We start from the raw sequence: 25530 nt of genomic DNA, 5'->3' as shown, positions 1-25530 counted from the left end.
CCGCATGTCAAACAACATGAAAAATATTGAATTTGAAATACCAGCCTATTCAGACTGGCAAGATGCAGCAATCAAAGCTTTAAAAGGGAAACCATTTGAGTCACTATTCACAAAAACAAATGAAGGTGTTACACTACAGCCACTTTACACGCAAGAAAGTTTAGTAGCTAAGCTTGGAGAAGAGCTTGATTTACAAGTTGCCACAATCCGTTCCCTACAAAATGATCAAGTATTTCAGGTGGCACAACAAATTCACGCTGATTCAAGCGAAGCTTTTTTTGCACAGCTTGAGGATAGTCTAGCTCGAGGCAATGAAGTTATTACGATTGATAGCCGAGTGAGCTTTGCTTGGACAGAAGAAGTATTGGTCAAATTAGCATCATATTTCTCAGAATATTCGTTTAAAATTACTGTTGAAAATTCAAAAGACCCATTATTAGCAGTATTCGACAACATTCCAGTAGATCAACAAGAAGCCATTAAAGGTTACATTATTTCAAAAGACCCTATCACTTTGACTGCATTTCCGAACGTGCGCTCAGTCAGTGCAGACACAACAGTTTATCATAATGAAGGTGCTAACGCTGTACAAGAATTAGCCTATGCACTTGCATTAGCAGCCAAATCTGCAGAACAAGAAGAAAGCTTTGAAGCGTTCTCGAAGAAATTCTTTGTATCATTTGCCATTGATACACAATTCTTTACGGAGATTGCAAAGCTACGTGCTTTTAAAGTACTTTGGAAAGCGTTCTCATCCGCTTATGGCGTAACAGATCATATCAAAATCCCTACTGTTGCTGAAACATCATTAAGAAGCTTTTCTAAATTAGATGTGTATGTAAATTTATTACGCTCTTCAAATGAAGCGCTTTCTGGTTTAATCGGTGGGGCTGATCTCTTTACGGTTCATCCACATGATGTGTTAACAAAGCCTACGGATCAATCCATTCGTATCGCTCGTAATGTATCATTAATTTTAAGAGAAGAAACAAATGTCTTAAAAGTAAAAGATCCAGCAGGGGGCTCTTACTTTATCGAGTCGTTAACAGCAGATTTTGTGAAAGAAGCATGGGTACTATTTTTAGACATTCAGGCAGCTGGCGGTATCGATGAATATACAGCCTCTGGCAAGCTTGCAGAAGAAGTGGAAGCATCCTATCAAAAACGCATCAAAGCTGCCCAAACACGTAAGCAATCATTAATTGGAACGAATATTTATGCTAATCCAGCTGATATCCTTGAACAGGATACAAATCCATTATTTGCTGATATTAAGCGTATTGCTGCTCCATTTGAGGATTTACGTGCAGACATGACAGCAGCAAATGTGAAAACAGGTATTTTAGCATTAGGATCACTAAAAAGCTCTAAACCACGCGCAGATTTTGTAGCGGGCTTCTTAAACACAGTTGGGCTTGTACCAGAAAAAAGTGAGCCAGTGACAACTGTAGAAGAGGCAGTAGCTTGGCTGAAGGCAACAGAGGCTAAGTATATAGTGATTGCAGGCAGTGATGATGATACAAAAGCATTGGTATCGGCCATTTTAGCTGAGAAACCAGCGAATGTGCTTGTAGATGTAGCAGGCAAATTTAAAGACGAAGAAGAAGCATGGTTAGCCAATGGCTTAAACGGCTTTATTTTCGCAGGACAAAACATCATTGAAAAATTACAGTCCGTGTTTGCGAGCATGAAGGAGGTCCAACGATGAGCAAGCCAAATTTTAATGCAGTAGAAATAGAAAAGGTTTTAACAGCTGAAGCACCTCAAGCGTCTGAAGACAAGTTCATGACAAATGAGGGAATTGAAATTAAAGATATTTACACAAAAGAAGATATTAAAGAGGCTAAACATCTAAATGATGTGGCGGGGATTGCACCCAACACACGTGGGCCATACCCTACTATGTATGTAGCACGTCCATGGACGGTTCGCCAATACGCTGGTTTCTCAACTGCTGAAGAATCCAATGCCTTTTACAAACGAAATTTGGCTATGGGACAAAAAGGTCTTTCTGTAGCGTTTGATTTAGCAACACATCGAGGCTATGACTCTGATCATCCACGTGTAACAGGGGATGTAGGAAAAGCTGGGGTTGCGATTGACTCAGTAGAGGATATGAAAATCCTTTTCGATCAAATCCCGTTAGACCAAATGTCTGTTTCAATGACAATGAATGGTGCGGTATTACCTGTCCTTGCGTTCTATATTGTAGCAGCAGAAGAACAAGGGGTAACGCCAGATCAATTAGCAGGTACCATTCAAAATGATATTTTAAAAGAATACATGGTGCGTAATACATACATTTACCCACCAGCTATGTCAATGAAAATCATCGCAGATATTTTTGAATATACAGCGAAGTATATGCCGAAATTTAACTCTATTTCAATTTCTGGTTACCATATTCAAGAAGCAGGCGCAACAAATGACATTGAGCTTGCCTATACATTAGCAGATGGCTTGGAGTATGTACGAACAGGATTAAAAGCAGGTATTGATATTGATGCTTTTGCACCTCGCCTATCGTTCTTCTGGGCAATTGGTATGAACTATTACATGGAAGTTGCTAAAATGCGTGCAGCACGTCGTATTTGGGCACAAATGATGTCTACATTTAACCCGAAAAATCCAAAGACATTAGCATTACGTACGCATTCCCAAACATCTGGCTGGTCATTAACTGAGCAAGATCCATTTAACAATGTTGCACGTACATTAATCGAAGCAAATGCCTCTTCGATGGGACATACGCAATCCCTTCATACGAATGCACTGGATGAAGCGATTGCACTTCCAACTGATTTCTCTGCACGAATCGCGCGTAATACACAGTTATTTTTACAAGAGGAAACAGCGATGACAAAAGTCATTGATCCATGGGGTGGTTCGTACTACGTGGAGAAATTAACAGAAGAAATTACGAAATCTGCTTGGGCGTTAATCGAAGAGATTGAAGCGCTTGGTGGTATGGCTAAAGCGATTGAAACGGGACTTCCAAAAATGAAGGTTGAGGAAGCTGCAGCAAAACGTCAAGCGAAAATTGATTCTAAAACAGAAACGATTGTTGGCGTGAATAAGTATCGCTTAGCAAAAGAAGAGCCAATCGATATTTTAGATATTGATAATACAATTGTTCGTCAAAAACAAATTGAACGTTTAGAAGCGATGAAGGCAGCTCGTGATGAAGCGGAGGTTCAAAAACATTTAGCTCGCTTAACAAAGGCGGCTCAAGATGGAGAAGAAAACCTGCTAGCGGTAGCAGTGGATGCAGCGCGCGCTCGTGCTTCTTTAGGTGAAATATCTGATGCAATTGAAGCAGTTTCTGGTCGTCATAAAGCGGTCATTCGTTCGATCTCTGGTGTTTACTCTGCAAACTTCTCTGATGAGGAGCAAATTGCGGAAGTGAAACAAATGACAGAAGAATTCCTTGAAAATGAAGGTCGTCGTCCGCGTATTTTAGTTGCTAAAATGGGACAAGATGGACATGACCGTGGTGCAAAGGTTGTCGCAACTGGTTATGCAGATTTAGGCTTTGACGTAGATATTTCTCCATTATTTATGACGCCTGCTGAGGCTGCTCAAATGGCTGTTGAAAATGATGTTCATGTTATTGGTGTGTCTTCACTAGCAGCAGGACATAAAACATTGGTGCCTGAATTGATAGCTGAGCTTGAAAAACTAGGTCGTGAAGATATTATCATTATTGTGGGTGGTGTTATACCAGCACAAGATTATGATTTCCTTTATAATGCTGGTGCAGTAGCTATTTTCGGACCAGGTACAGTGATTCCTGTATCCGCACAAAAAATTATTGAAGAAATCTACAAACGTTTAGGCTATGAGGAAGTGTCTGAATAATGGACAAAAATAAAGGAATGGAAGAAAGTGCGCTATTTGTCATGGACGGAGTAGAGGCGACTCACGACGGGATGCAATATGGTACACCCAAAAAGTTCCGAAAGAAAAAGGCAGACACTCTAAATGTAGGAGAGCTTGCACAACAAGTACGTGCGGGCTCTCGCACACATTTATCAAAAGCCATTACCCTCATTGAAAGTTCAAACGCTACCCATAAAGTACAGGCACAGGAACTATTGCAGGAGCTTCTTCCACATACAGGCAATAGTATCCGAATTGGCATAACAGGTGTGCCTGGGGCAGGAAAAAGCTCATTCATAGAGGCTTTCGGCACTATGCTTTGTGATATGGGAAAACGAGTTGCTGTTCTTGCCATTGATCCAAGTTCTTCTCTATCGGGAGGAAGTATACTTGGCGATAAAACGCGTATGGAAGAGCTCGTGAAGAAGCCTAGTGCATTTGTGCGTCCATCGCCATCAGCAGGTACCCTAGGGGGTGTTCACAAAAAGACACGGGAAACCATGTTAGTTTGTGAGGCAGCAGGCTATGATGTGATTTTAATTGAAACAGTTGGTGTTGGACAAAGTGAAACCTATGTCCGTGGCATGGTTGACTTCTTCCTGCTTCTTGTTTTAACAGGAGCGGGGGATGAATTGCAGGGCATGAAAAAAGGCATCATGGAATTAGCAGATGCAATTGTTGTGCATAAGGCGGATGGTGATAATGTTCGTCTAGCTAAAAAAACGGTTGCAGAGTACAAACAAATTTTGCACTTTTTACAGCCAGCTACACCTGGTTGGATGTCTACTGCCATGCCTGTTAGTTCATTAGAAAAACGAGGACTTGATAAGGTTTGGGAAACAATTGGGGAATTCAAGCAAATCGTAGAAGCAAATCACTATTGGGCTACCCGACGCCAACAACAAACAAAAGAGTGGTTCCAATCGATGATTACCGATCATTTAATTGATCTATTTTATGGAAACCCGCAACGTAAAGCACAAGTACAACAGCTTGAACGTCAAATTTTAAGTGGACAGTTGACAGTTACACAAGGTGTGGATCGTTTATTTAGCGAGGAGCAGGAAGACAAGTAAACGAGTCTTATTGAAATCGTAGTAATTTCAACTGAAATGGGTTGAGCAAGTAGGTGCACAAATTGCTTGCAAACTGCTATGATAAGAGATGGATAAGCGTCAAAAACCTACTATCTGAAATATAACTAAATTGGCGCGAACTTGAAAGGAGCTATCGCTATATGAATATGGATTACGATTTATTTATGCAAGAAATTTTAAAAACAGCACGTGCTGAAATTGAGGCAGCTGGTTATGAACAATTAACAACACCAGAAGCTGTAGAAGAGGCGTTTGCTCGTCCAGGTACTACATTAGTAATGGTGAACTCAGTATGTGGTTGTGCGGGTGGTATCGCTCGTCCAGCAGCAGCACAATGCGTTCATTATGATAAACGTCCAGACCATTTAGTAACAGTGTTTGCAGGGCAAGATAAAGAAGCAACTGCAGCAGCGCGTTACCATTTTGGAGAAGATCATTTACCTTCATCACCATCATTCGTTCTATTAAAAGACGGACAAGTTGTCGCAGAAGTAGGACGCTATGAAATTGAAGGGCATGACCCAATGTCAGTTGTGACAAATTTACAAGCAAACTTTGAAGAATATTGTGACGAGCTTTAAGTCCATTCTTGCATAAGAAAAATAATTTTCAATCAAGTAGAAAAGCCTCATAGATCATGCTATCTATGTAGGCTTCCTACTGATCCTCATGTATAGATAGTTTCATTATTGTTAAAATTTTTGTAATATTGGCTAAATAATTAGCTGAATGAGTGAAGAGTACTAAAGGATGGGAGGCAGTCGGCCTGAAGAAGTTTTCAATCGGCTATCGAACTTTAAAAACAGCAATTGGTGCGGCCATCGCTATTGCCATTGCACAGTATTTTGATTTAGCCTCATATGCATCTGCTGGTATTCTAACCATATTATGTGTGCAGCCAACAAAAAAGAAATCCATTTATGCAGCCTATACACGATTGGTTGCAAGTATTGTAGCAATGCTTTTTGCCTTTGTAAGCTTTGAGTTATTTGCTTACCATCCACTTACACTAGCAGGCATGCTTATATTCTTTATACCTACCATTGTATCTTTAAAGGTTGCGGATGGATTTATCTCCAGTGTCGTAATTATTATGCATATTTACGCTGCTGAAGGTTACTCATTGACACTTGTTTATAATGAATTAGCGTTGATGGCTATCGGTTATGGAACAGGGATTGCCATTAATATGTATATGCCAGACATTCAAAAGGAATTAAATTACTACAGAGTCAAAATAGAGGAGCTATACAGTAAGATTTTTTTAGAAATTGCCAGCTATTTACGGCAAGGAGATACGTTGTGGAACGGCCAAGAAATTATCGATGCAATCAAAGCACTAGAAGAGGCTAAATCATTGGCGTTTAAAGATGTTCAAAACCATTTTACAAGACGTAAAAATGATTACTATGTATATTTCGATATGCGAGAGCAGCAGCTAGAAATTATCGAAAGAGTGCTACCCAAAGTGACGACATTACCTGTTATAGTACAAGAGGCTGAAATTGTGGCAGATTTTTTACAAGACCTAGGTGAGCATGTTCATTCGGGGAATACGGCTAGTCATTACCGTGAAAAGCTCGAACATGTTAAGCGCGATTTTTCTCAGCTTCCTTTACCACAAAGCCATGAGCAATTTATCGCTCAGGCAGCCCTCTATCAGTTTATAGAGGAAATGGACAGGTATTTAGAAATAAAGCAGTCATTTAAAGGGTTAAAGGCTAAAAAAGAGCGCCCACAGTAGTGTGGACGCCTCATGCTTTGCCTTAAATTATCATAGATAATCCGAATGCTAGAGATGAGATTAGCATAATTGCGATCATACTATAAATAACGACTTTTTGAAATTTTTTATTACTCATATGCTCGTTCGCTCCTTCTTTTCTTATAAATAGTTTAGCAAATCTGAAAAATTTCTCAAGTAGTAGAGTTTTGACAAAAAAATCTGTAAAATAGAGTATGTACCATAACAGAAGGAGATGTCACCATGGAGAAAGTAGACCATATTGGGATTGCAGTGCGCGATCTTGATGAACGCATTACATATTATACAGAAACTTTAGGCTTAAAGTTGATGAAAGTGGAAGAAGTAGAATCTCAACAGGTTCGTGTGGCATTTATCGATGCAGGGAACGTGAAAATCGAGCTATTAGAACCAATGAGTGATAAAAGTGCCATCCATGGTTTTATTGAAAAACGTGGAGAAGGAATTCATCATGTTGCGTTTGGTGTGACGGGAATTCGTGAACGAATGGCAGAGCTTCGTGAAAAAGGTGTACGTCTCTTATCCGAAGAGCCAGGGCCAGGTGCTGGAGGGGCAGAGGTTGCGTTTATGCATCCTAAATCCTCATTTGGGGTGTTATATGAATTATGTGATAAAAGTGGAAAAGGGGATAAGTGATTAGTATGGATATGTTCGACAAAATTAATGACTTGTATGACCGTAAAACGGTAATTGAACTTGGTGGGGGCTATGATCGCATCGATAAGCAGCATGAGAAGGGGAAACTTACTGCTCGTGAGCGTATAGACTTGTTGCTAGACGAAGGTACATTTTTCGAAATTAACCCATTTATTACACACCGTACAGTAGACTTCGGCATGGAAAAAATGGAGGGACCTGGTGATGGTGTCGTAACTGGCTTCGGTAAAATTAACGGACGTCCAGTATACTTATTCTCTCAAGATTTCACAGTGTTTGGTGGGGCGCTTGGTGAAATGCATGCGAAAAAAATGGCAACAGTGATGGATTTAGCTGCTAAAAATGGTACACCATTTATCGGCATCAATGACTCAGGCGGTGCACGTATTCAAGAGGGTGTTCTTTCATTAGATGGCTATGGTCATATCTTCTACCGAAATGCCATTTATTCTGGTGTGATTCCGCAAATCTCTGTGATTATGGGACCTTGTGCTGGTGGAGCTGTTTATTCTCCAGCTATTACTGACTTCATTCTAATGGTGGATAAAACATCTCAAATGTTCATTACGGGACCTAAAGTAATCGAAACGGTAACAGGAGAGAAAATTTCTGCTGAAGATTTAGGTGGTTCAAAAGTAAATAATGCGGTCAGTGGGAATGCTCATTTCCGTGCTCCTTCTGAAGAGGCAGCGATTGATGAAATTAAAAAACTATTAAGCTACTTACCACAAAACAATAAAGAAAAGGCACCTCGTCAAGCTAGACCTGAAGGGGATGACTACCGTCCAGAAATCGTGGATACAGTGCCAATTGAAACAACACGTCCATATGATGTTCGTAAAGTTGTTGAGCAAGTAGTGGATGAAGGTTCGTTCATGGAAGTACATGCAGAGTTTGCTAAAAACGTAGTAGTCGGTTTTGCACGTATTGCTGGCGAATCAGTTGGACTTGTTTGTAACCAACCAAAAGTTCTTGCTGGTGGCTTAGATATCGATTCTTCTGATAAAGCAGCTCGTTTCATTCGTACTTGTGATGCATACAATATCCCAATCATCACATTTGAAGACGTTTCTGGCTTCTTCCCAGGCGTTAAACAAGAACATGGTGGTATTATTCGTCATGGTGCGAAAATTCTGTATGCTTATTCAGAAGCGACAGTTCCAAAAATTACAGTGATTTTACGTAAAGCTTATGGAGGCGCTTACGTTGCCTTAAACTCTAAATCTATCGGTGCTGACCTTGTATTTGCATGGCCAAATGCTGAAATTGCTGTTATGGGTGCTGCTGGCGCAGCAAACATCATTTTTGCCCGTGAAATTGCAAAATCAGATGACCCAGAAGCAACTCGTGCAGCAAAAATCGAAGAATATAAAGAGAAATTTGCTAACCCATATGTTGCAGCATCTCGCGGTATGGTAGACGACGTAATCGATCCACGAGATACACGTATCAAGCTGATTCAAGGACTTGATATGCTGTCAAACAAACATGAAACACGTCCAGAGAAAAAGCACGGTAATATTCCTCTATAATAGTAATACAAGCCTAGCAGCTCAAAAGTTGCTAGGTTTTTCATTGCCAAAAAGTGAAACATTTTTGTTTGTCATCCGTACTGATAGATAGGAGGAGTTGAGATGAATGGAATGGCAGCAATTACAAACAGAGCAAGAAAAGATTCATGCACAACTTAGAAAAGCATCTAGATTAAACGAACAAAATCAGTTAATTGATGGGCAAATTAAACATACACAACAGGAAATAGACAATCATACGGCAGCACTCCATCAAATTCGATCCAAACTTGATAAATTGGATGGTTTCTCGTTCATGAATATGATTCGTACGTGGACAGGGCAACAAGATGAACTGAGGGCAGAAAAAATTGATAAGGCGGCAGTACTTGAATTAAAGCTAAATGAAGCAAAGAAAATGCAAAAAGATTTAGCAGAGGACAACGTGCAAGTGATGAATCAGCTAGCCCAGATTGATGAAAGTGCGCTTCAGCAATCACTTCAACAGGTCTATCTTAAAAAGAAGAAGTACTTACAGATTCATGATGCTGCCCAAGCAGAAAGGCTAGAGCATTTAGCACATGAGGAAATGCTAACAAAGCAGCTCATTAGAGAAATTAAAGAGGCTGAGGAAGCGGGAGAAGTAGCTCTTACAAGGCTAGGGCAAGCAGCAGCTTCATTACATTCGGCCAATGGGTATTCCACATGGGATACATTTTTTGGTGGTGGGCTGATTGCTACGCATTTAAAGCATGATGCGCTCGATCAGTCTGAAAACTATTTACACAGTGCTCAAATTGCCTTACAACGGTTTCATAATGAATTATTAGATGTTCATGAAATGTCTACGAAATCGTTGCATATTGAAACAGATGGGTTTGTGAAGTTTGCGGATTACTTTTTTGATGATATTTTTTCAGCATGGTCTGTTCATTCTAAAATCTCAACAGCAAGGGAACAGGTCTCACGTGTTCAAGATGATGTACATAATACGATTTGGCGCTTACAGGATAAACATAATAAAGCTGTCAATTACCTACAATCATTAGAAAAAGAAAAAGAGCGTATTGTCAATGACTAAGGAAAGTCTGAGATTTTTCTCAGCTTTTTCATGTTGTTGAAAAAAGATCGTGTCACTAGCAGAAAAAGACCTTTTGGCAAGGTGAGGGTGTGATTTCCGTTCCGCCAGTGTCCTTTTCAGGGGGCGTCCGATGAGCCGCTTCACTCACTTACGTTCGCTCCATGGTCTCATCTGTGACGCTAAATCCCCTAGAAGTGACACTGGCGGAACGGAAATCAACGATGTGGCAAAGTGTCTTTTCATTATCTTTCATACTAGCTAGCCGTAGCAATCAAATTAACCCATTATTTGTATAATTAGAGAAAGAATAGACTCTTAATTTCATTGCGAAGAAGTGATTAGTTACAACCCCCCTCCATAAAATGGGTAGTGAAAACCTTCACTTTATTTGAAAACCTTTGCTAAAAAGTTAACATTTTGTAGGTTGGAGTGGAAGGCTACTTGACTTCCGTGGGATAGCGAGACAGGCGAGCCCCTGCACGGAGCGGTAGCGGAGGAAGCGGCTCGGCGCTCGCCCACAGGAAAGCAAGTAGCCTGCAACGGAAACCATTTTCACCTTTCAAAAAATTCTATTGATGGTTTTGTTCTTTAACACTATGGGAAAGTCTGAGATTTTTCTCAGACTTTTTATTTTGGTAGTATTGTTCAATGATTTCAACTCTTCTGACGTTGTGCTAAAATAATACATATACTATAACGTGGAAATACACGTAAACTAAGGGAGTTTTACAACATGACAAGTCGTTTAGTAGAAGAGTTTTTTGAGCTCGTACAAATTGATTCAGAAACAAAACATGAACAACTAATAGCACCAATTCTTGTAGATAAGTTAACTGCACTTGGATTTTCAGTGATTCAAGACGATGCACATACGCGTAATGGACATGGGGCAGGTAATATTATTGCCACATTAAAGGGCACATTGGATGTAGAGCCAATCTATTTCACTTCTCATATGGATACTGTTGTTCCAGGGAAAGGCATCAAACCGTCTTTACGTGAAGATGGCTATATCGTATCAGATGGTACAACGATTTTAGGTGCCGATGATAAAGCAGGACTAGCTGCTCTATTTGAGATGGTCAAACGTTTGAAAGAGCAAAATATTGCACATGGCGATATTGAATTTATTATTACGGCTGGTGAAGAAAGTGGCCTTGTTGGCGCTAAAGAGTTAGATCCAGCGAACATTAAAGCAAAATATGGATTTGCGGTTGATAGCGATGGCAAAGTGGGTGGTATCGTGACAGCAGCACCATTCCAAGCGAAAATTTTCACAAAGATTATTGGAAAAACGGCACATGCAGGGGTTGCTCCTGAAAAGGGTATTTCTGCCATAACAGTCGCATCAAAATGCATTGCTCAAATGAAACTAGGTCGTTTAGATGAAGAAACGACAGCGAATATTGGGCGTTTTGAAGGTGGACAAGCGACAAATATTGTTTGTGACGAAGTGACAATCCTTGCAGAAGCACGCTCTATAGACAAAGCTAAATTGGATGCGCAAACAAAGCATATGCAAGATACGTTTGAACAAGTAGCTGCTTCGTTAGGCGCACGTGCAGAGGTAGAAGTGAAGCTAATGTATCCAGGCTTCCGTGTAACGGAATCTGATAAAGTAGTTCAGGTAGCTATGGCTGCTGCACGCAATATTGATCGTACACCGACACTAGGCATTTCTGGTGGAGGCTCAGATGCAAACGTCATCGCAGGCTTTGGCATTCCTACAGTTAATTTATCTGTTGGATACGAGGATATCCATACAACAAATGAAAAAATACCAGTAGAAGAACTTGAAAAATTAGCAGATTTACTAGTAGAAATCGTCAAAGAATCGGCGAAAAACTAACAGTCGAATAAGGATGTGACCCTATGGAAAGTGTCAAAGCAGTCGTTTTTGCTTGTGGGACAGAGGAGTATGCTGTGCCTGTGGAGCAAGCGATTTCAATTGAAAAATTAGAGCAAGTAACACCTATTCCTCATTTACCTAACTATCTTCTAGGCTTTACAAGAATTCGCGGTGAGCTTGTACCTGTTCTTGATTTTGAACGCATACTGTACAATCGTTCATCGAATACAGCAACCGCACGTATCATTGTGTTGAATACTGATGTGGTTAATTATGGATTACTTGTTACAGAAGCACGAGAAATTCTTGATTTCGATGAATCAGTACTTCAGCAATTGGGTCTAGTCAATTATAGTAAAACACGCTATTTTACTGCGGTAGCTAATCTTGAAAATCGTATGATAACATATGTTGATCCTAAAATACTGGTTAATTCATTAGAGGGCATTAGGGAAATTATCAATTATTTACACAAAATGATTGAAAATGAAAAGGAAAACGTAGAGGCTTAAGTACTCTACGTTTTTTTTATGTTTGAATAGTAAATTTAACCTGTATTTTGTCGTTTTTACCTGATCATACATGTGACAATTATGCATTCTACCTACAGACAAACCATTGCTAACCGCGTATGATAATGATTAAGAAAAAACTGAAAAAGGCAAACTTCATCGAAAGGGAGGGGCGCCAAGCCATGAGTCTAAACACTATAATTTAGTGCATGATTGTCAGGTTGCCAGGTTCTGTTCTAGGAGCCGTGGCGAGTAGAATGGAGTTAGTTCGTATGAAGAGACAATTAAAAGTATGGACCGTACTAATCGTCCTCATGATTAGTTCATTAGCTTTATCAAGTGGAAAGGTTGATGCAATGGCTATACAGGAAAAGGCTACGTGGCTGTGGGATACATCCCTTATCATGGATGATCAAGAAAAAATATTATTATTTTTAGAACATAACGATGTTAATAAAGTTTATCTGCAAATCGATCAAGGCATAGGGAGCGATGACTATAAGCGTTTTATTAGTAACGCTTCTCACAAAGGTATTCGTATTTATGCATTGGATGGTGCTGCAAGCTGGGTTTCAGCTGAGGGTAGTCGAAGCCAAGACGAATTGTTTAATTGGTTACATACATATAATGATAATTCAACTGAATCTGAGCAATTTTCTGGGGTTCACCTTGATGTAGAGCCTTATTTAAATAGTGGATGGAGCTTACATCAAGCACAAACGATAAAAACCTATCAAACACTAATAATGAAAGCAAGTGAGAAGGCAAGTCAGTTACAACTTACTTTAGAAGTAGATATGCCATTTTGGTTTGATGAAGTTCAGTATAATAACGAATTTGGAAAAGGGTTATTAGCTGATTGGGTCATTGACCATGTGGATAGTGTGACGATCATGGCCTATCGTGATGCTGCAAAAGATATTATCTCTATTGTAGAACATGAAATCGCTTATGCTTCCACTGTGAATAAATCAATTGTAATTGGTGTAGAAACAGGCGCTTCAGAAGAAGGGGAAAATATTACTTTTTATGATAATGGAGAAGCCTTTATGAATGAACAGCTTATACTTGTTCAGCAACATTTTTCAAATAACGATGCTTTTCATGGAGTAGCCATTCATTATGTGGAAAATTGGATGACCATGCGTCCATAAAAAAAGTCCTTCCAGTGTTAAACTGGAAGGGCTTTTCTATTGGTATTAGGACAGTCGACCGCTGTAGTCCTCGAATTTAAATTCGCGAATGACTTTAATACCTTCTTCATCATTATAAGAAACGATAGATGGTAAGTTGACACCGTTAAACATATGGTTTTTCACCATAGAATAATGAGCCATATCTGTGAATACAAGACGATCACCTGGTTTTAATGGCTGTTCAAACGAATAATCGCCAATCACATCACCAGCTAGACATGTTAGTCCGCCTAAGCGATATGTGTGTGCTAATTCACCTGCTTGTCCAGAACCAATAATCATTGGACGGTAAGGCATTTCAAGTACATCAGGCATGTGACATGTTGCAGATGTATCTAAAATAGCAAGATCCATCCCGTTTTCTTGAATATCAAGCACCGTTGCTACTAAATAGCCTGTATTAAGGGCTACTGCTTCACCTGGCTCAAGATAAACAAGCAGGTTATACTTTTCTTGAATATAATTAATGATGTTCACAAGTTTTTCTACATCATAATCATCACGTGTAATATGGTGACCGCCACCGAAGTTTAACCATTTCATTTGGTGTAAAACATCACCAAATTTTTCCTCAACTACTTCAATAATACGCTCTAATGTATCCGAATTTTGTTCACACATCGCATGGAAGTGTAAGCCATCGATACCGTCAAGCTGTGATTTATCAAAGTTAGCCAATGTTGTACCAAGGCGAGAGTTTGTGTAGCAAGGATCGTAAAGCGCTGTTTCAATTTCAGAGTATTCAGGATTCACGCGAATACCACATTCAATTGTTTTACCAGTAGATTTCACTTTATCCTTGAACTGAGCCCATTGGTTAAATGAGTTAAATACGATGTGATCCACATAGCCTAGAAGCTCGTCCATTTCATGCTCAATATAAGCAGGTGCATAAACGTGAACTTCTTTGCCCATTTTTTCGTAGCCAAGACGTGCCTCATGCAGTGAGCTAGCTGTAATGCCTGCTAAATATTCCCCTACTAGTGGGAATGTTGAATGCATAGAGAAGCCTTTAAGGGCTAATAAAATGCGGCAGCCTGTTCGATCTTGAATTGATTTTAAAAGCTCAAGATTCTTTGTTAATAATCGCTCATCCACTACATAAGAAGGGGATGGAACTTTTGAAAAATCAATTGGTTTCATCGGCTTAATTCCTTTGCATCTAAATCAAGGTCTAATAGTTCTGGGTTATGGCTTTCTTGCCATGGTAGACCCCATTTATTTAGTGCATCCATGAATGGATCTGGATTGAAATCTTCCACATTCCATACACCTGGTTTACGCCATTCACCGTTCATCACAAGCATTGCACCGATCATAGCTGGTACGCCAGTTGTGTAAGAAATCGCTTGTGAACCAACCTCGTTGTAGCACTCTTCGTGGTCACATACGTTGTACACATAGTACGTTTTTTCTTTGCCATCTTTTAGGCCGCGAATGATACAACCAATGTTTGTTTTACCTTTTGTACGTGGTCCAAGTGAAGCTGGATCTGGTAATACCGCTTTAAGGAAGTGGATTGGTTGAATCATTTGCCCTTCAAATTCGATTGGTTCAATTGATGTCATACCTACGTTTTCTAATACTTTTAAGTGTGTTAAGTATTTTTCAGAGAACGTCATCCAGAAGCGGATTTGTTTTAAACCTTTGATATTTTTTGCAAGTGATTCAAGCTCTTCATGGTATAGAAGGTAAATATCTTTTGGTCCGATTTCAGGTAGGTTATACACTTCTTTTTTCTCAAGTGGTGCAGTTTCAATCCACTCGCCTTCTTTCCAGTAACGACCATTCGCTGTAATTTCACGAATGTTAATTTCTGGGTTGAAGTTTGTTGCGAAATGATATCCATGATCTCCCGCATTGGCATCCACGATATCGATATAGTGGATTTCATCAAATTCATGTTTTTGTGCATGAGCTGTGAAAACGCCTGTTACACCTGGGTCAAAACCGCTTCCAAGTAATGCAGTTAAGCCAGCTTTTTCAAACTTCTCTTTATAAGCCCATTGCCATTTATATTCAAATTTTGCCGTTTCAGGTGGCTCGTAGTTTGCAGTATCCACATAGTGCACACCTGTCGCTAAGCAAGCATCCATAATCGTTAAGTCCTGATAAGGTAAAGCCACGTTAATCACTACATCTGGTCCGAAAGCTTTAATAAGCTCAATAACCTCTTCTGTATTGTCTGCGTCTACCTGTGCAGTATGAATTTTTGTTTTTCCGCCGTCTAGTTTTTCTTTTAGAGCGTCACATTTTGAAACAGTTCTACTTGCGATACAAATTTCCTCAAATACGTCCGAATTTTGAACACACTTGTGTACCACAACACTGGCAACTCCGCCAGCTCCGATAATCAATGCTTTACCCAATTGTCTACCCCCAAGTTCATATAAAGTATTGTCAAACAAGCTGATTATACAGAAAATTGATATACTACTCAATCATTGTTTTAAAATTTTCTACAAAAAATTTTATTTTTCTACAACAATTAGACGTATATGGAGGGGAATACCTCGGAAAAGAAGGGAATCATGAATAAATCTACAACGTCATTTTAGTAAAAATAGAGGGAAATAGCTGTTGTATATATCCAAATATATGGTGAAGTTTCATCACAATTCATCCTAGATTTTACGACATCAAGTAAATAATTGTCTAAATGAATGTTATGACATATTATCTCTCCCGATTGACTATTTGATTCCTGCTACTAAATCATTCCTACTGACCTTACATAAAAAAATCCCTCTACCTATAGGAAGGGAAGGAACAGGAACCACATTAAACGTGCTACAGGTATCTGTGTAATGGAGAATGATGCATATTATTTCAGAAAACGATTGGATACTTGTTGTTTTTCTTCCCCCCATATATAGAAGAAAACCACAAGCAAAGTACTAAAAAAACCCATCACAAGAGCATACGTACTGAGGGCTACTCCCACTTGACTTTGCATGGCATAAATAAAAATGGCCCCTATTGTTAACAAGTTTCCTGTAACAATCGATATAAGATGAAAGCGTTTATTCATAGCAAGCCCTCCTATTAGATGAATTGGTAATGCTCAGGATTTAAGATAATTAACTTCAATTATCGCACAATTCAGAACTTTTTCCAATGTTTTTATCTTACTAGAATAATTAAAGATGCTTTTTTAATACATCTTTTTGTAGTATGATGAAACACAAAAGGAATATTCATAGATTATTACAAGAAAGGGGAGAGGATGGATCGTGAAATTACGCAATTCATTAACTTTTCAACTTGGGACGATTATCGCTGGTATTTTAGTGGTGATGCTAGGGATTACTTCGTTCGCTACATACATAACTGCTTACAATAAACTTTATGATGCTGCTGGTATTGAGGCCTATGGCTGTGCCAATATTACGACAGGTTTGATCAATCCGCAACAATTGGACAAGGCCATTCAAGGCGACAAGGCTGTACAGGAAAGCATTGGGAACGATTTGAACTGGACAACAGGTCATAAAGATATTTTCCAAACACAATATATTTTATCGTTGGATGGCACATTATTAGCGCTTGATGATCATTTGGCTGAAAAAGGTTATGCCCCTGGTGATCAATTTTATTTAGATAAAGAAGCTATTGATATGTTGCTTACACATAAGCATCCAACATACTCACAGCCTTATACTTATGCAGGGATGGACCGTTTATCTGGCTATGCCCCTATTTATAAAGACCATGATTCCAGTAAAGAGATTATTGCCATTAGTGTCATCGACTTTGATGCCAATATCGTGAAGGAACGAACATGGGATGTTGTACGAAATGGGATTTTAATTAGTATTTTCCCTATGCTAATTGCTTCTATCATCACAGGCTTTTTAATCCGTCGTAAAGTAAGACCGATTAGTGTGCTGATTCAGCAGGCGAAAGAAATTGCCAATGGTAATTTAGCTGTACCTGAAACAAAAATTAACAGTAAAGATGAAGTAGCGGATTTAGCCAATACATTAAATCGAATGACAGCTAATTTACAAAATATGATTATGACGATGCGATCCACTTCTAATACTTTAACGAATAACGCAGATGAAACCGCTTCCACCTTGAACGATATGAGCAATACCATTCAAGGTGTCGCCAATAATATCGAAGAGGTAACAAGTGCGGTGACGGCAGGGATGCACCATGCTGAAAATGCGACAGATGTTCTTACTTCTTTAGCGCAGGACCTTCAAAAGATTCAAAGCAATGCCAATAACAGTGCCGATAATGCTCGACAAACGATGGAATTAGCAACAGAGGGTGAGCGACTAGCAAAAGATATAAGCAATGATATGGCATTAATTCACAGCGGATCAGGTGAGGTACGACAAACAGTAGAAAACCTGGTTACATCTGCAACCAAAATTCAAACCATTACAACGTCTATTGCGAACATCGCATCACAAACAAATTTGCTAGCATTGAATGCTTCCATTGAAGCGGCTAGAGCAGGGGAGCATGGTAAAGGCTTTGCTATTGTTGCTGAGGAAGTACGGAAGCTTGCTGAGCAATCTAATCAAGAGGTATTGCAAGTTGAACAGCTTATTCAGGATATAATGAAGCATGTGCAGCAGGTCATGTCATCTACGAATGATAATACGCAATATATTGAAAAAGGAACAGAGACAGTGCGTCTAACAGCACAATCTTTAGGAAATATTTCGACAGCAGTGGCTGCAACAGTAGAAGAAATGATTACCATTTCTAATGCTATGACCGCTGAAAACCAAAAATCTACACGTATTGTGCAAATGATTCAACAATTAACAGAATCTATTCGTGATATAGAAGAAACGATGAATATGATTACTGTCGCAGCGCAGCAAACAACTGCAAGCATTGATGAGGTGGCACAAGGCTCTAATGAAACAAATCACATGGCACACACACTCGAACAGCATGTAAAGGCGTTTAAATTAAAAGAATAATAGAAAGATTAGGACATGTTGGCTTTTGCTTATACTACTTAAATGGTAAACTAGCAATAAGATTTTTCTTTTGCGAAGGTGAGGATTTTAATGGTGGTAAAACAAATGAACGAGCAAGTTCAACAAGTCAATGACTTATTTTTGAGTGGTCAAGTTAAGGAAAGTTATCAACTAGCTAAAGAAATATTGGGCAATGTTACAGCGGTCGAAGAAGAGGCCTATCAAGTCATTCAGCACCATGTGGCAATGCTAGAGGCAAATGGGTATGCAAATATTCCTCAGCCTACTGACGACAAAGTAAAGCAAAATGGGGAACGAACAGATGGCTCGTATCCAGAACGAGATGTTCTCGCAGCTTATATAGGTAGTCAGGATGATGAGCAATTTGGTAAAGTGGTCGATGAATTATTAGCAGGACCTTTAGAAGCGCAGGCTAACGCCTATTATACAATGGCGGAATATTATGTCCTTGCAAAAGAACAGGATAAGGCATCCGTACAATATGCGGAGGCAATCAAATTGCAGCCCAATAAGGCATTGTATTGGGGAGCATTTGCACAGTTTTTAAATCGTCACGAAGGTAGCCCTTATTTGGCATTAAGACTGATTGAAGAAGCAATACTCCTAGATGGAATGAATCCTCGTTGGCACTATATTCAAGGTAATATATTTTTTCAGCTAGTAGCAGCGACAAAAAATTTAAGCTATTTACCTGCCTTGGAAGAAGCATGGGAGAAAGCTAAAAAACGTTGTACAGCTAAGCAGGTCACCTTGAAATTGGATTTGGAGAAGTCAAAAGATTTGTTAGCGCAATGGAAAAAGCAAATGCTCTAACAGGTAAAAAGACATGTAACTTTTAATAATTATTTCCTTTCAAGTATAATTATGCTATAGTGAAACCATAAACGGACGTATGAAGCTTATCGATGACATGAAAGAAGTGTTTTTTTGAGTTTATATGTAGCGTATGTATTGGTAGGACTTGCCATTGCCATGCCTGTAGGAGCTATTACAGTAGAAATGACAAAGCAAGGACTCAAAAATGGTTTTATGCACGGCTGGGCTGTTGGGCTTGGTGGTATGACCATTGATATTGTATTGGTTTTTGCTTTGTATATGGGACTAGCCTCCATCTTGGCTATGCCTATGATTCAACTCCCTATGTGGATTATTGGAGCGGGCTTTTTATTTTTGTTAGGCTATGATTCTATCAAGAACGCTGACCATGATATTACATTGGCAGGAGAAACAGTAACCAAATCGTTTTTTGCCTCTTATTTTAACGGCTTACTAGTGGCCATTTCACCTGGTAATCTCGTTTTTTGGGTCAACGTATTTGGCGTGGTGCTAGCAAAATCTTATGGACAAGGGGAGTCAACGAGCTTTTTAATTATTGCTGCTGGTGTTTTAAGTGGAATTTTACTCCACGATATCGGTTTGCTGACCATTATCTCGGTTACTCGTAAAGCTATGAATCGGAAGATGATTAGGACATTTACAATTGTCGCAGGATTCTTATTGATTGGTTTTGCTTGTTATTTTATATATGAATTTATACAAGGAATTAAGATTTATATATGAAAAGTGCGATCCCTAAAGATCGCACTTTTTTTATTGCGCAATAGCCTCAGTTTGCTCTTTTATACAAGCTAAAATTTCTTCTGCTACTTCATGCGCTAATGCTAGTTCTGAAGTAAAGCCAACACAAGAACAATTCATCTCACCTAAAATATAGCAATCCTCTCCGTCTTCATTGGTATCTAGCATAAAGTCAGCCGTCCAGATAAGCGGTAAATCATAATTACCTAGTAGGTTTGTTATTTGAGGGAGCTGCTTTAAAAAGTTTTGTACCAGCTCTTGCCAGTCTTCAGGCTTGTCATAGCGGTATTGAGCGCCAGAGAATAGAGTTGCGCTAAAGGCATCCTCGGTAGCAGCTGGTTTTTTATGTACGACATGTACGGGATGATCGCGCAACATGAATAAGCGAATTTCGCCTTCTGTAATCCTTGGAAGAAAGCGCATATCGATTAACATACCATTCGTCCCTGTAATATACTGCTCACAAAATGTCATAAAGTCGCCAAGCTGCCAATATTCTACATGATTATCTTTTGCTTCAGTACATTTGATTTGGGCATCAAGTGGTACTTCAGTGATACCCTCTGCTAGCGGTTCCACTAATTTTACACGCCAAATACCTTCTCCAGTTGAACCACGATTTTGCTTCAAAACACGCTCTGTTAAGGCTAAGGAAGTAGGGAATTGTTTTTTGAATGCTTCGATTGTGTAGTAGGCAAATGTATCATCAGGTACTAAATTTGTTGTCGTCAGTTTTGATAATACGTCTTTTGAACCATAGCTAATCATGGCGTCTGGATGTGGCATCCCTATAACGCCAGCTTGGCATAGCTCTCGTAGCATAGCAAAGTACTCTTCCTCATGCTGCAAGTTACCTGGGTTAATGCGAGATACATAAGCAACACCATATTCCTTCACGTAGTGAAAGATTTCCTGCTTTTTTGTGATATCAAAGAAGAGTACCTCTGCATCCTGTCCACGTTGCTGTAGTGCTTCTACCATTGGCATTGTATCTGGGCGATAGCCATCTGGTCCTTTATCTGTGCCGCCTTCCACCTCGAAAAAAATAACTTTTTTATCCATAAAATACCTCCTTCTATCTGTTATTATGTTCAGTATAGTAGACAAATAAGGAGAAAAGATAGATGAAATATGTAAATTTTATGTATAAATTCATATATTGCTATCTCGATAATAGGAGGTATTAACTATTAAAGTTCACAACTCTCTTAATTTTCTGTTCTTAAGGCTGCTTTTTCTGAAATACTGTGAGATATAAAATCATAAGAAGAATTAGCAATGTACCAATAAACTGATAGCCGCCAAAAGCAATTTTTAACCACCAAACACTTGTGATGACAGCCATTAATGGTTCAAGACTACCTAGTAGGCTTGACTCCTTTGGTGAAAGATAGTGCAAGCTAGCAATATAAAACCAAAAAGCGAGCATTGTCCCAAAAATAACAATAAATAAAAAATAGGCAATGGTTGAAAACGTCCAATCTGATAGATCGATAGCCCATGGTGGGTGAGCTATACTCATTACTATACCACCGATGATCATCGACCAGCCGACAACTAGTAATGAATGGAATTGCTGTAAAAGTGGGACGGCATAAATGGTATAAAATGCAACAGAAAGACCCGATAAGATACCCCACAACACAGCCATAAAAGGAACGGACAATGTTGAAAAAGAACCGTTTGTTAATAATAAAAAGGTCCCCACAAGTGTAAGTGACACAGCTATACCGTCCTGCTTTGTTAATGGACTTTGCCTCGTTAGAAAATAATAAGCCATGATAAACAGTGGTGCTAAATATTGCAATAATGTGGCTACAGCTGAATTACCAATAGCGATTGACATCATATAGGTATATTGGACAGCAAGCATACCGAGTAAGCTAAATAAAATTTGTCTAAAAGCATTTTGCTTTGTGCGCCATATGACGAAAATGGATTCATGCCGATGGGTCATTTTATAAATAGCAATTAGTAACAGACCTGCTAAAAGTAAACGACTAGAAACAAGCCAGCCGACCTCTAAATTGTCCTGCTGAAATAGTCGTTGGGCAACGGTCCCTCCGATTCCCCAGAAACTTGCTCCAAAAATAACTAGTAGAAAGCCCAGTGTACGTTTATTTTGAATAATTTGATTCATCTGTTTACATCTCCTAAACTATCAATATATGATGATTATAAAGGGATGAAATGGAAATAAATATCGATTTAATCCAAAAAAATATCAATATATTGAGGTGTTGTAGATGCCGTTAACACATATCAAAATTGCCAAGGATTTACAAGAATTAACCTTGCACGGAACGAAGGAATTTCCAGTTGCCTTGTATGAAACAATTATGCGATTAGAAAGTATGGATTTTCTACCTCTCCATTGGCATAAAGAAATACAATTTGTTTTTATAAAAAATGGATGTGCACAGTATCGAGTGGGGACGGAAGTTTTTGTATTGAAGCAAGGCGAGGGGCTCTTTATTAATGCCTCCGGCTTACATGAAGCGAAACCTTATCAAATTGAACAAGCGATCGTTTATAGTGTGAATGTAGATCCAAAGTTATTGGGAGGGCATGAGGGCAGTATTTTTTTCTCAAAATATGTAGAACCGTATATTACAAGTAATCGAATACCTTATGTCAAACTAGCAGGAGAGTTAGCACAGAAAATAGCAACGATTGCGGAATTAATGCGAGAGCAAACCGCTTTTTTTGAGTTAAAAGTACGGAGAGAGCTTCTATTTATTTGGGAATCCATGCTAACCCAATCCTTATTGACAGAACAAATAATGGATTCTGCCACTATTGTGCAGCATGAACGAGCAAAAGCTATGCTAGATTTTTTACACGCACATTATCAGGAGAAAATAGCATTAGAAGATTTAGCTAGTCATGTGTATATAAGTCGCGCTGAATGTAGTCGTTTTTTTAAGAAAATAGTGGGCATGACACCGTTTACCTATTTATGCCAATATCGATTGCGCAAAAGTATAGAATTATTGAAAGGTAATGAGCGATCTATAACAGAAATAGCTGTTGATACAGGCTTTAGTACTGTCAGTTATTATATTGAAAAGTTTAAAGAATACACTGGCTATCCGCCACATGTTTATCGTAAGAAGTTTTTAAGTGTGAAAAATAATTGAACGTGAATGGAATTAGGAACATCTTTTATTCTCAAATTCTATACAAGATTAACCATTTGGCATAAAGTAAAATTATTAGTAGAGAGGGGGCATTATGAATGATGGTCTTAAAAAGTAAGCAAAATATTTGGCTAGCCTTATTATTAGTGGTATTAGCGAGTAACTATACACTCTATAATACAGGATTTGGCACATCCCTTTTACCTATCGAAACAAATGGTGTTGTCATGGGCTCATTGATTGATTGTATTGTGGTGGTGCCTGTGCTATTTATGCTTTATAAAGGAAAATTTTCATTAAAGCAAGCCATACTATTAGCTGCAGCTGGCTGTATTGCTGCACGTTTCATCATTCCTCTGGAACACCTTCAGCCTTATGTGGCAGTGACATGGGCTGGCTTTGCGATTGAAGGGTCTATTATTCTAGTAGAAATTATACTAGTGGCAACTCTTTTACGATACCTGCCAAAAATCCTAGGGGAAGTGCGGAGAAGCTCTTTACCAGATCTCTTTTCATTTTCAAAGGCTGTAGAAAAACATGCTCCCAAGCATCCAGTTATTCAGATGATCTGTGCTGATTTATTAGTGCTTTATTATGGTTTCGCGAGTTGGAAAAGACAAGAACGACAAGGTTTAACGTTGCATAAAAATTCTAGCTATATCGCTTTTCAGCTCATGATTATTCATGGGATTGCTATTGAAACGATTGGTATTCACTGGTGGCTACATGAAAAGTCAATGATACTTTCCGTTGTGTTGCTTGTTTTTAATATTTATTCAGTAATTTTCTTTCTTGCGGATATGCAGGCTATTCGCCTAAATCCTGTTTATGTCACAAATGATACATTGTACTTATCTCTGGGATTAATGAAACGTACTGAAATTCGTTTTGCTCATATTGTTGAAATCATAGAAGACAAGGAGCGATTAGAGGGGAAATTATCAAAAGATACGATAGACTTTATAGCACGTGATTTTGGTGAGGCCTATCCGCACTTTATTTTGAAAATGAAAGAGCCTGTGGAAGTAACGTTTATGCTAGGGATCAAGAAGCACTATAGTCACATAGCCATTAAAGCAGACCAGGTTCAAGAATTTAGACAGATGCTTGCGCAAGGGATGGCAATGAGCCAACATCATTGAAATTATTGAATAGTGTCCTATATATAAATAGCTAATGTTTTGTGATAGAAACATTGGCTATTTTTTTATTGATTGACTTGAAGCAACACTCTCTGTATAAAAAGTCTTTACCTCCATAATATCTAGATCATCTTCCACTATTAAAATTTTCTCGTTCGCATATCCATCACCTTCCTATTTCAAATATACCAACTTTTGTTTGAGTTGGGAATTAGAAGATTTAGGACTCGCATAATTTTAGAATCCCTCATAACCTTTAGTTCAAAATAATCAAGAGAGTTTACTAAAAATAAATAAAGACTTCAATTTCCCATTAGAAAATGAAGTCTCTAAAAAATTAATCTAGGTGTGCGATAGCATTGAGTAGATCATCACGGATGGCCTCCCAAAATTGCTGTTGAACACTATCACTGTACGTATAAAGCTCTTTATGTTGAACATGGTCATAGATGGCAGCAATCGTTTCTTGATGAAAAGAGAGACGATGGTTTAATAGCTCTCGTTCTTCTTCAATACAAAATAGTTTATAAATATCGGATAAGCGTTCAAACTTTGCTAATTTCTGTGTCATCACTTCATATTGTGTTTGATGAAAACGCCCTACGGCAGAAGTCATGGAAATTTTTGCCCGATGCTCTGCTTGTAATGTCCGATACTCCTCTTGACGGATGGCCACACGATACCAAAATTCATAACGATTTGGTAATTCTTTTAGTTCATAGGTAAGTAATGATTTTAAAATTGAATGCACTTGTTCATATGTATCGATGATCTTCGCTGGTTCTTTAAAAATGCCAAACATACTACCACCCCCATGTAGTTTAATACTACGAGTGAAGATTAAAATCCTTTAAAATAATCATAATATTCAAAAGCGAGAACCTACTAATTATTGAAACCTTGACTCCGTAGTTACGTAAAGATTTACAGGGGGTGAGTCAATGTATGAGTATAAATTTGTACAAACACATTTAGGTAGCTTTTTTCAGGAAGCTACCTATCGGAAAACAATCGAAGAATACGCGAAGCAAGGTTGGCGTTTAGTGCAAGTATTGCCGATTGCTTATAATGGACATGGGAAACCAACAGACTATGAAATCATTTTTGAGAGATTACTATCATGACGATCAATGAACGCTAGATTCTTGCCATAAAG

24 protein-coding genes and 1 riboswitch are annotated in these 25530 nt (G+C 38.7%); of the genes, 17 read left to right on the top strand and 7 right to left on the bottom strand.

Features of this window, described 5'->3' with window-relative positions; translation table 11 throughout:
- Positions 1–4: 4 nt before the first annotated feature.
- The 5 genes from PSR12_RS14785 to PSR12_RS14765 all read left to right on the top strand — a co-directional run bounded on the left by PSR12_RS14785 (position 5) and on the right by PSR12_RS14765 (position 6720).
- Positions 5–1708 carry a methylmalonyl-CoA mutase family protein gene (locus PSR12_RS14785; RefSeq protein WP_274769542.1) on the top strand — a complete coding sequence of 568 codons (1704 nt, stop codon included), beginning with the start codon at positions 5–7 and terminating at the stop codon, positions 1706–1708.
- Positions 1705–3858, top strand: coding sequence for a methylmalonyl-CoA mutase (gene scpA / locus PSR12_RS14780; RefSeq protein WP_004231201.1), 2154 nt, complete (start codon positions 1705–1707; stop codon positions 3856–3858). The genes PSR12_RS14785 and scpA overlap by 4 nt, the downstream gene beginning before the upstream one ends.
- Positions 3858–4955, top strand: coding sequence for a methylmalonyl Co-A mutase-associated GTPase MeaB (gene meaB, locus PSR12_RS14775; protein ID WP_274769541.1), 1098 nt, complete (start codon positions 3858–3860; stop codon positions 4953–4955). Before scpA ends, meaB begins: the two co-directional genes overlap by 1 nt.
- A 161-nt stretch (positions 4956–5116) precedes the next feature.
- The gene (locus tag PSR12_RS14770; RefSeq protein WP_004231203.1) at positions 5117–5557 is read left to right on the top strand and encodes a BrxA/BrxB family bacilliredoxin; all 441 of its coding nucleotides are present in this window, start codon (positions 5117–5119) and stop codon (positions 5555–5557) included.
- Between the two features lie 152 nt (positions 5558–5709).
- The gene (locus PSR12_RS14765) at positions 5710–6720 is read left to right on the top strand and encodes an aromatic acid exporter family protein (RefSeq protein WP_009370217.1); all 1011 of its coding nucleotides are present in this window, start codon (positions 5710–5712) and stop codon (positions 6718–6720) included.
- Between the two features lie 22 nt (positions 6721–6742).
- On the opposite strand, the gene prli42 is transcribed toward PSR12_RS14765, so the two are convergent.
- Positions 6743–6838 carry a stressosome-associated protein Prli42 gene (prli42, locus tag PSR12_RS14760; protein WP_009370219.1) on the bottom strand — a complete coding sequence of 32 codons (96 nt, stop codon included), beginning with the start codon at positions 6836–6838 and terminating at the stop codon, positions 6743–6745.
- 125 nt (positions 6839–6963) lie between these two features.
- Between prli42 and mce the strand changes: the two genes are divergently transcribed.
- From mce to PSR12_RS14730, 6 genes are all read left to right on the top strand, one after another.
- Positions 6964–7377, top strand: a complete 414-nt coding sequence (gene mce / locus PSR12_RS14755) for a methylmalonyl-CoA epimerase (protein WP_004231207.1) — start codon at positions 6964–6966, stop codon at positions 7375–7377.
- A gap of 5 nt (positions 7378–7382) precedes the next feature.
- Complete coding sequence (locus PSR12_RS14750) at positions 7383–8930, top strand: acyl-CoA carboxylase subunit beta (RefSeq protein ID WP_009370220.1); 1548 nt, start codon at positions 7383–7385, stop codon at positions 8928–8930.
- Between the two features lie 106 nt (positions 8931–9036).
- Positions 9037–9990: a hypothetical protein gene (locus PSR12_RS14745; RefSeq protein ID WP_257520137.1), complete on the top strand. Its 954-nt coding sequence runs from the start codon at positions 9037–9039 to the stop codon at positions 9988–9990.
- Between the two features lie 733 nt (positions 9991–10723).
- Positions 10724–11839 (top strand): M20/M25/M40 family metallo-hydrolase, encoded by a 1116-nt coding sequence (locus PSR12_RS14740; RefSeq protein WP_048392312.1) that lies wholly within the window; start codon positions 10724–10726, stop codon positions 11837–11839.
- Between the two features lie 23 nt (positions 11840–11862).
- The gene (locus PSR12_RS14735; protein WP_257520135.1) at positions 11863–12351 is read left to right on the top strand and encodes a chemotaxis protein CheW; all 489 of its coding nucleotides are present in this window, start codon (positions 11863–11865) and stop codon (positions 12349–12351) included.
- A 138-nt stretch (positions 12352–12489) separates the two neighbouring features.
- A riboswitch (cyclic di-GMP riboswitch) is annotated at positions 12490–12580 on the top strand.
- Between the two features lie 43 nt (positions 12581–12623).
- Complete coding sequence (locus tag PSR12_RS14730) at positions 12624–13505, top strand: amidase (RefSeq protein WP_274769540.1); 882 nt, start codon at positions 12624–12626, stop codon at positions 13503–13505.
- Positions 13506–13550: 45 nt separating this feature from the next.
- Here the strand turns inward: PSR12_RS14730 and nspC are convergent, their stop codons facing one another.
- The 3 genes from nspC to PSR12_RS14715 all read right to left on the bottom strand — a co-directional run bounded on the left by nspC (position 13551) and on the right by PSR12_RS14715 (position 16578).
- A complete protein-coding gene (gene nspC / locus PSR12_RS14725; RefSeq protein WP_257520133.1) occupies positions 13551–14690 on the bottom strand; it encodes a carboxynorspermidine decarboxylase in 1140 nt (379 codons plus the stop codon).
- Positions 14687–15916, bottom strand: coding sequence for a saccharopine dehydrogenase family protein (locus tag PSR12_RS14720; protein WP_048392314.1), 1230 nt, complete (start codon positions 15914–15916; stop codon positions 14687–14689). The genes nspC and PSR12_RS14720 overlap by 4 nt, the downstream gene beginning before the upstream one ends.
- A 455-nt stretch (positions 15917–16371) precedes the next feature.
- Positions 16372–16578 (bottom strand): hypothetical protein, encoded by a 207-nt coding sequence (locus tag PSR12_RS14715; protein ID WP_257520132.1) that lies wholly within the window; start codon positions 16576–16578, stop codon positions 16372–16374.
- 202 nt (positions 16579–16780) lie between these two features.
- On the opposite strand from PSR12_RS14715, the gene PSR12_RS14710 reads away from it, so the two are divergent.
- The 3 genes from PSR12_RS14710 to PSR12_RS14700 all read left to right on the top strand — a co-directional run bounded on the left by PSR12_RS14710 (position 16781) and on the right by PSR12_RS14700 (position 20074).
- Positions 16781–18493: a methyl-accepting chemotaxis protein gene (locus tag PSR12_RS14710; RefSeq protein WP_274769535.1), complete on the top strand. Its 1713-nt coding sequence runs from the start codon at positions 16781–16783 to the stop codon at positions 18491–18493.
- A gap of 105 nt (positions 18494–18598) precedes the next feature.
- Entirely contained in the window at positions 18599–19327 is a 729-nt protein-coding gene (locus PSR12_RS14705; protein WP_274769533.1) for a tetratricopeptide repeat protein, read from the top strand.
- 114 nt (positions 19328–19441) lie between these two features.
- The gene (locus tag PSR12_RS14700) at positions 19442–20074 is read left to right on the top strand and encodes a LysE family transporter (protein ID WP_274769532.1); all 633 of its coding nucleotides are present in this window, start codon (positions 19442–19444) and stop codon (positions 20072–20074) included.
- A gap of 30 nt (positions 20075–20104) precedes the next feature.
- Here PSR12_RS14700 and PSR12_RS14695 read toward each other — a convergent pair whose 3' ends face one another.
- The gene (locus PSR12_RS14695) at positions 20105–21154 is read right to left on the bottom strand and encodes a Cj0069 family protein (protein ID WP_257520130.1); all 1050 of its coding nucleotides are present in this window, start codon (positions 21152–21154) and stop codon (positions 20105–20107) included.
- Between the two features lie 160 nt (positions 21155–21314).
- Entirely contained in the window at positions 21315–22232 is a 918-nt protein-coding gene (locus tag PSR12_RS14690; protein WP_274769531.1) for a DMT family transporter, read from the bottom strand.
- A 106-nt stretch (positions 22233–22338) separates the two neighbouring features.
- Between PSR12_RS14690 and PSR12_RS14685 the strand changes: the two genes are divergently transcribed.
- Together PSR12_RS14685 and PSR12_RS14680 are read left to right on the top strand one after the other, a co-directional pair.
- On the top strand, positions 22339–23232 hold the full coding sequence (locus tag PSR12_RS14685) for an AraC family transcriptional regulator (protein WP_274769530.1): 894 nt from the start codon (positions 22339–22341) through the stop codon (positions 23230–23232).
- A 98-nt stretch (positions 23233–23330) separates the two neighbouring features.
- Entirely contained in the window at positions 23331–24374 is a 1044-nt protein-coding gene (locus PSR12_RS14680; RefSeq protein WP_274769529.1) for a beta-carotene 15,15'-monooxygenase, read from the top strand.
- A 337-nt stretch (positions 24375–24711) separates the two neighbouring features.
- Here the strand turns inward: PSR12_RS14680 and PSR12_RS14675 are convergent, their stop codons facing one another.
- Entirely contained in the window at positions 24712–25176 is a 465-nt protein-coding gene (locus PSR12_RS14675) for a hypothetical protein (protein WP_221680193.1), read from the bottom strand.
- Positions 25177–25315: 139 nt separating this feature from the next.
- On the opposite strand from PSR12_RS14675, the gene PSR12_RS14670 reads away from it, so the two are divergent.
- Positions 25316–25498 carry a DUF4177 domain-containing protein gene (locus tag PSR12_RS14670; protein ID WP_221680194.1) on the top strand — a complete coding sequence of 61 codons (183 nt, stop codon included), beginning with the start codon at positions 25316–25318 and terminating at the stop codon, positions 25496–25498.
- The last annotated feature ends 32 nt before the right edge of the window (positions 25499–25530 follow it).

The organism is Lysinibacillus sp. G01H (genome assembly GCF_028872195.1).
Classification (GTDB): Bacteria; Bacillota; Bacilli; order Bacillales_A; family Planococcaceae; genus Lysinibacillus; species Lysinibacillus capsici.
This window is presented reverse-complemented; position numbering and strand designations above follow the sequence as displayed.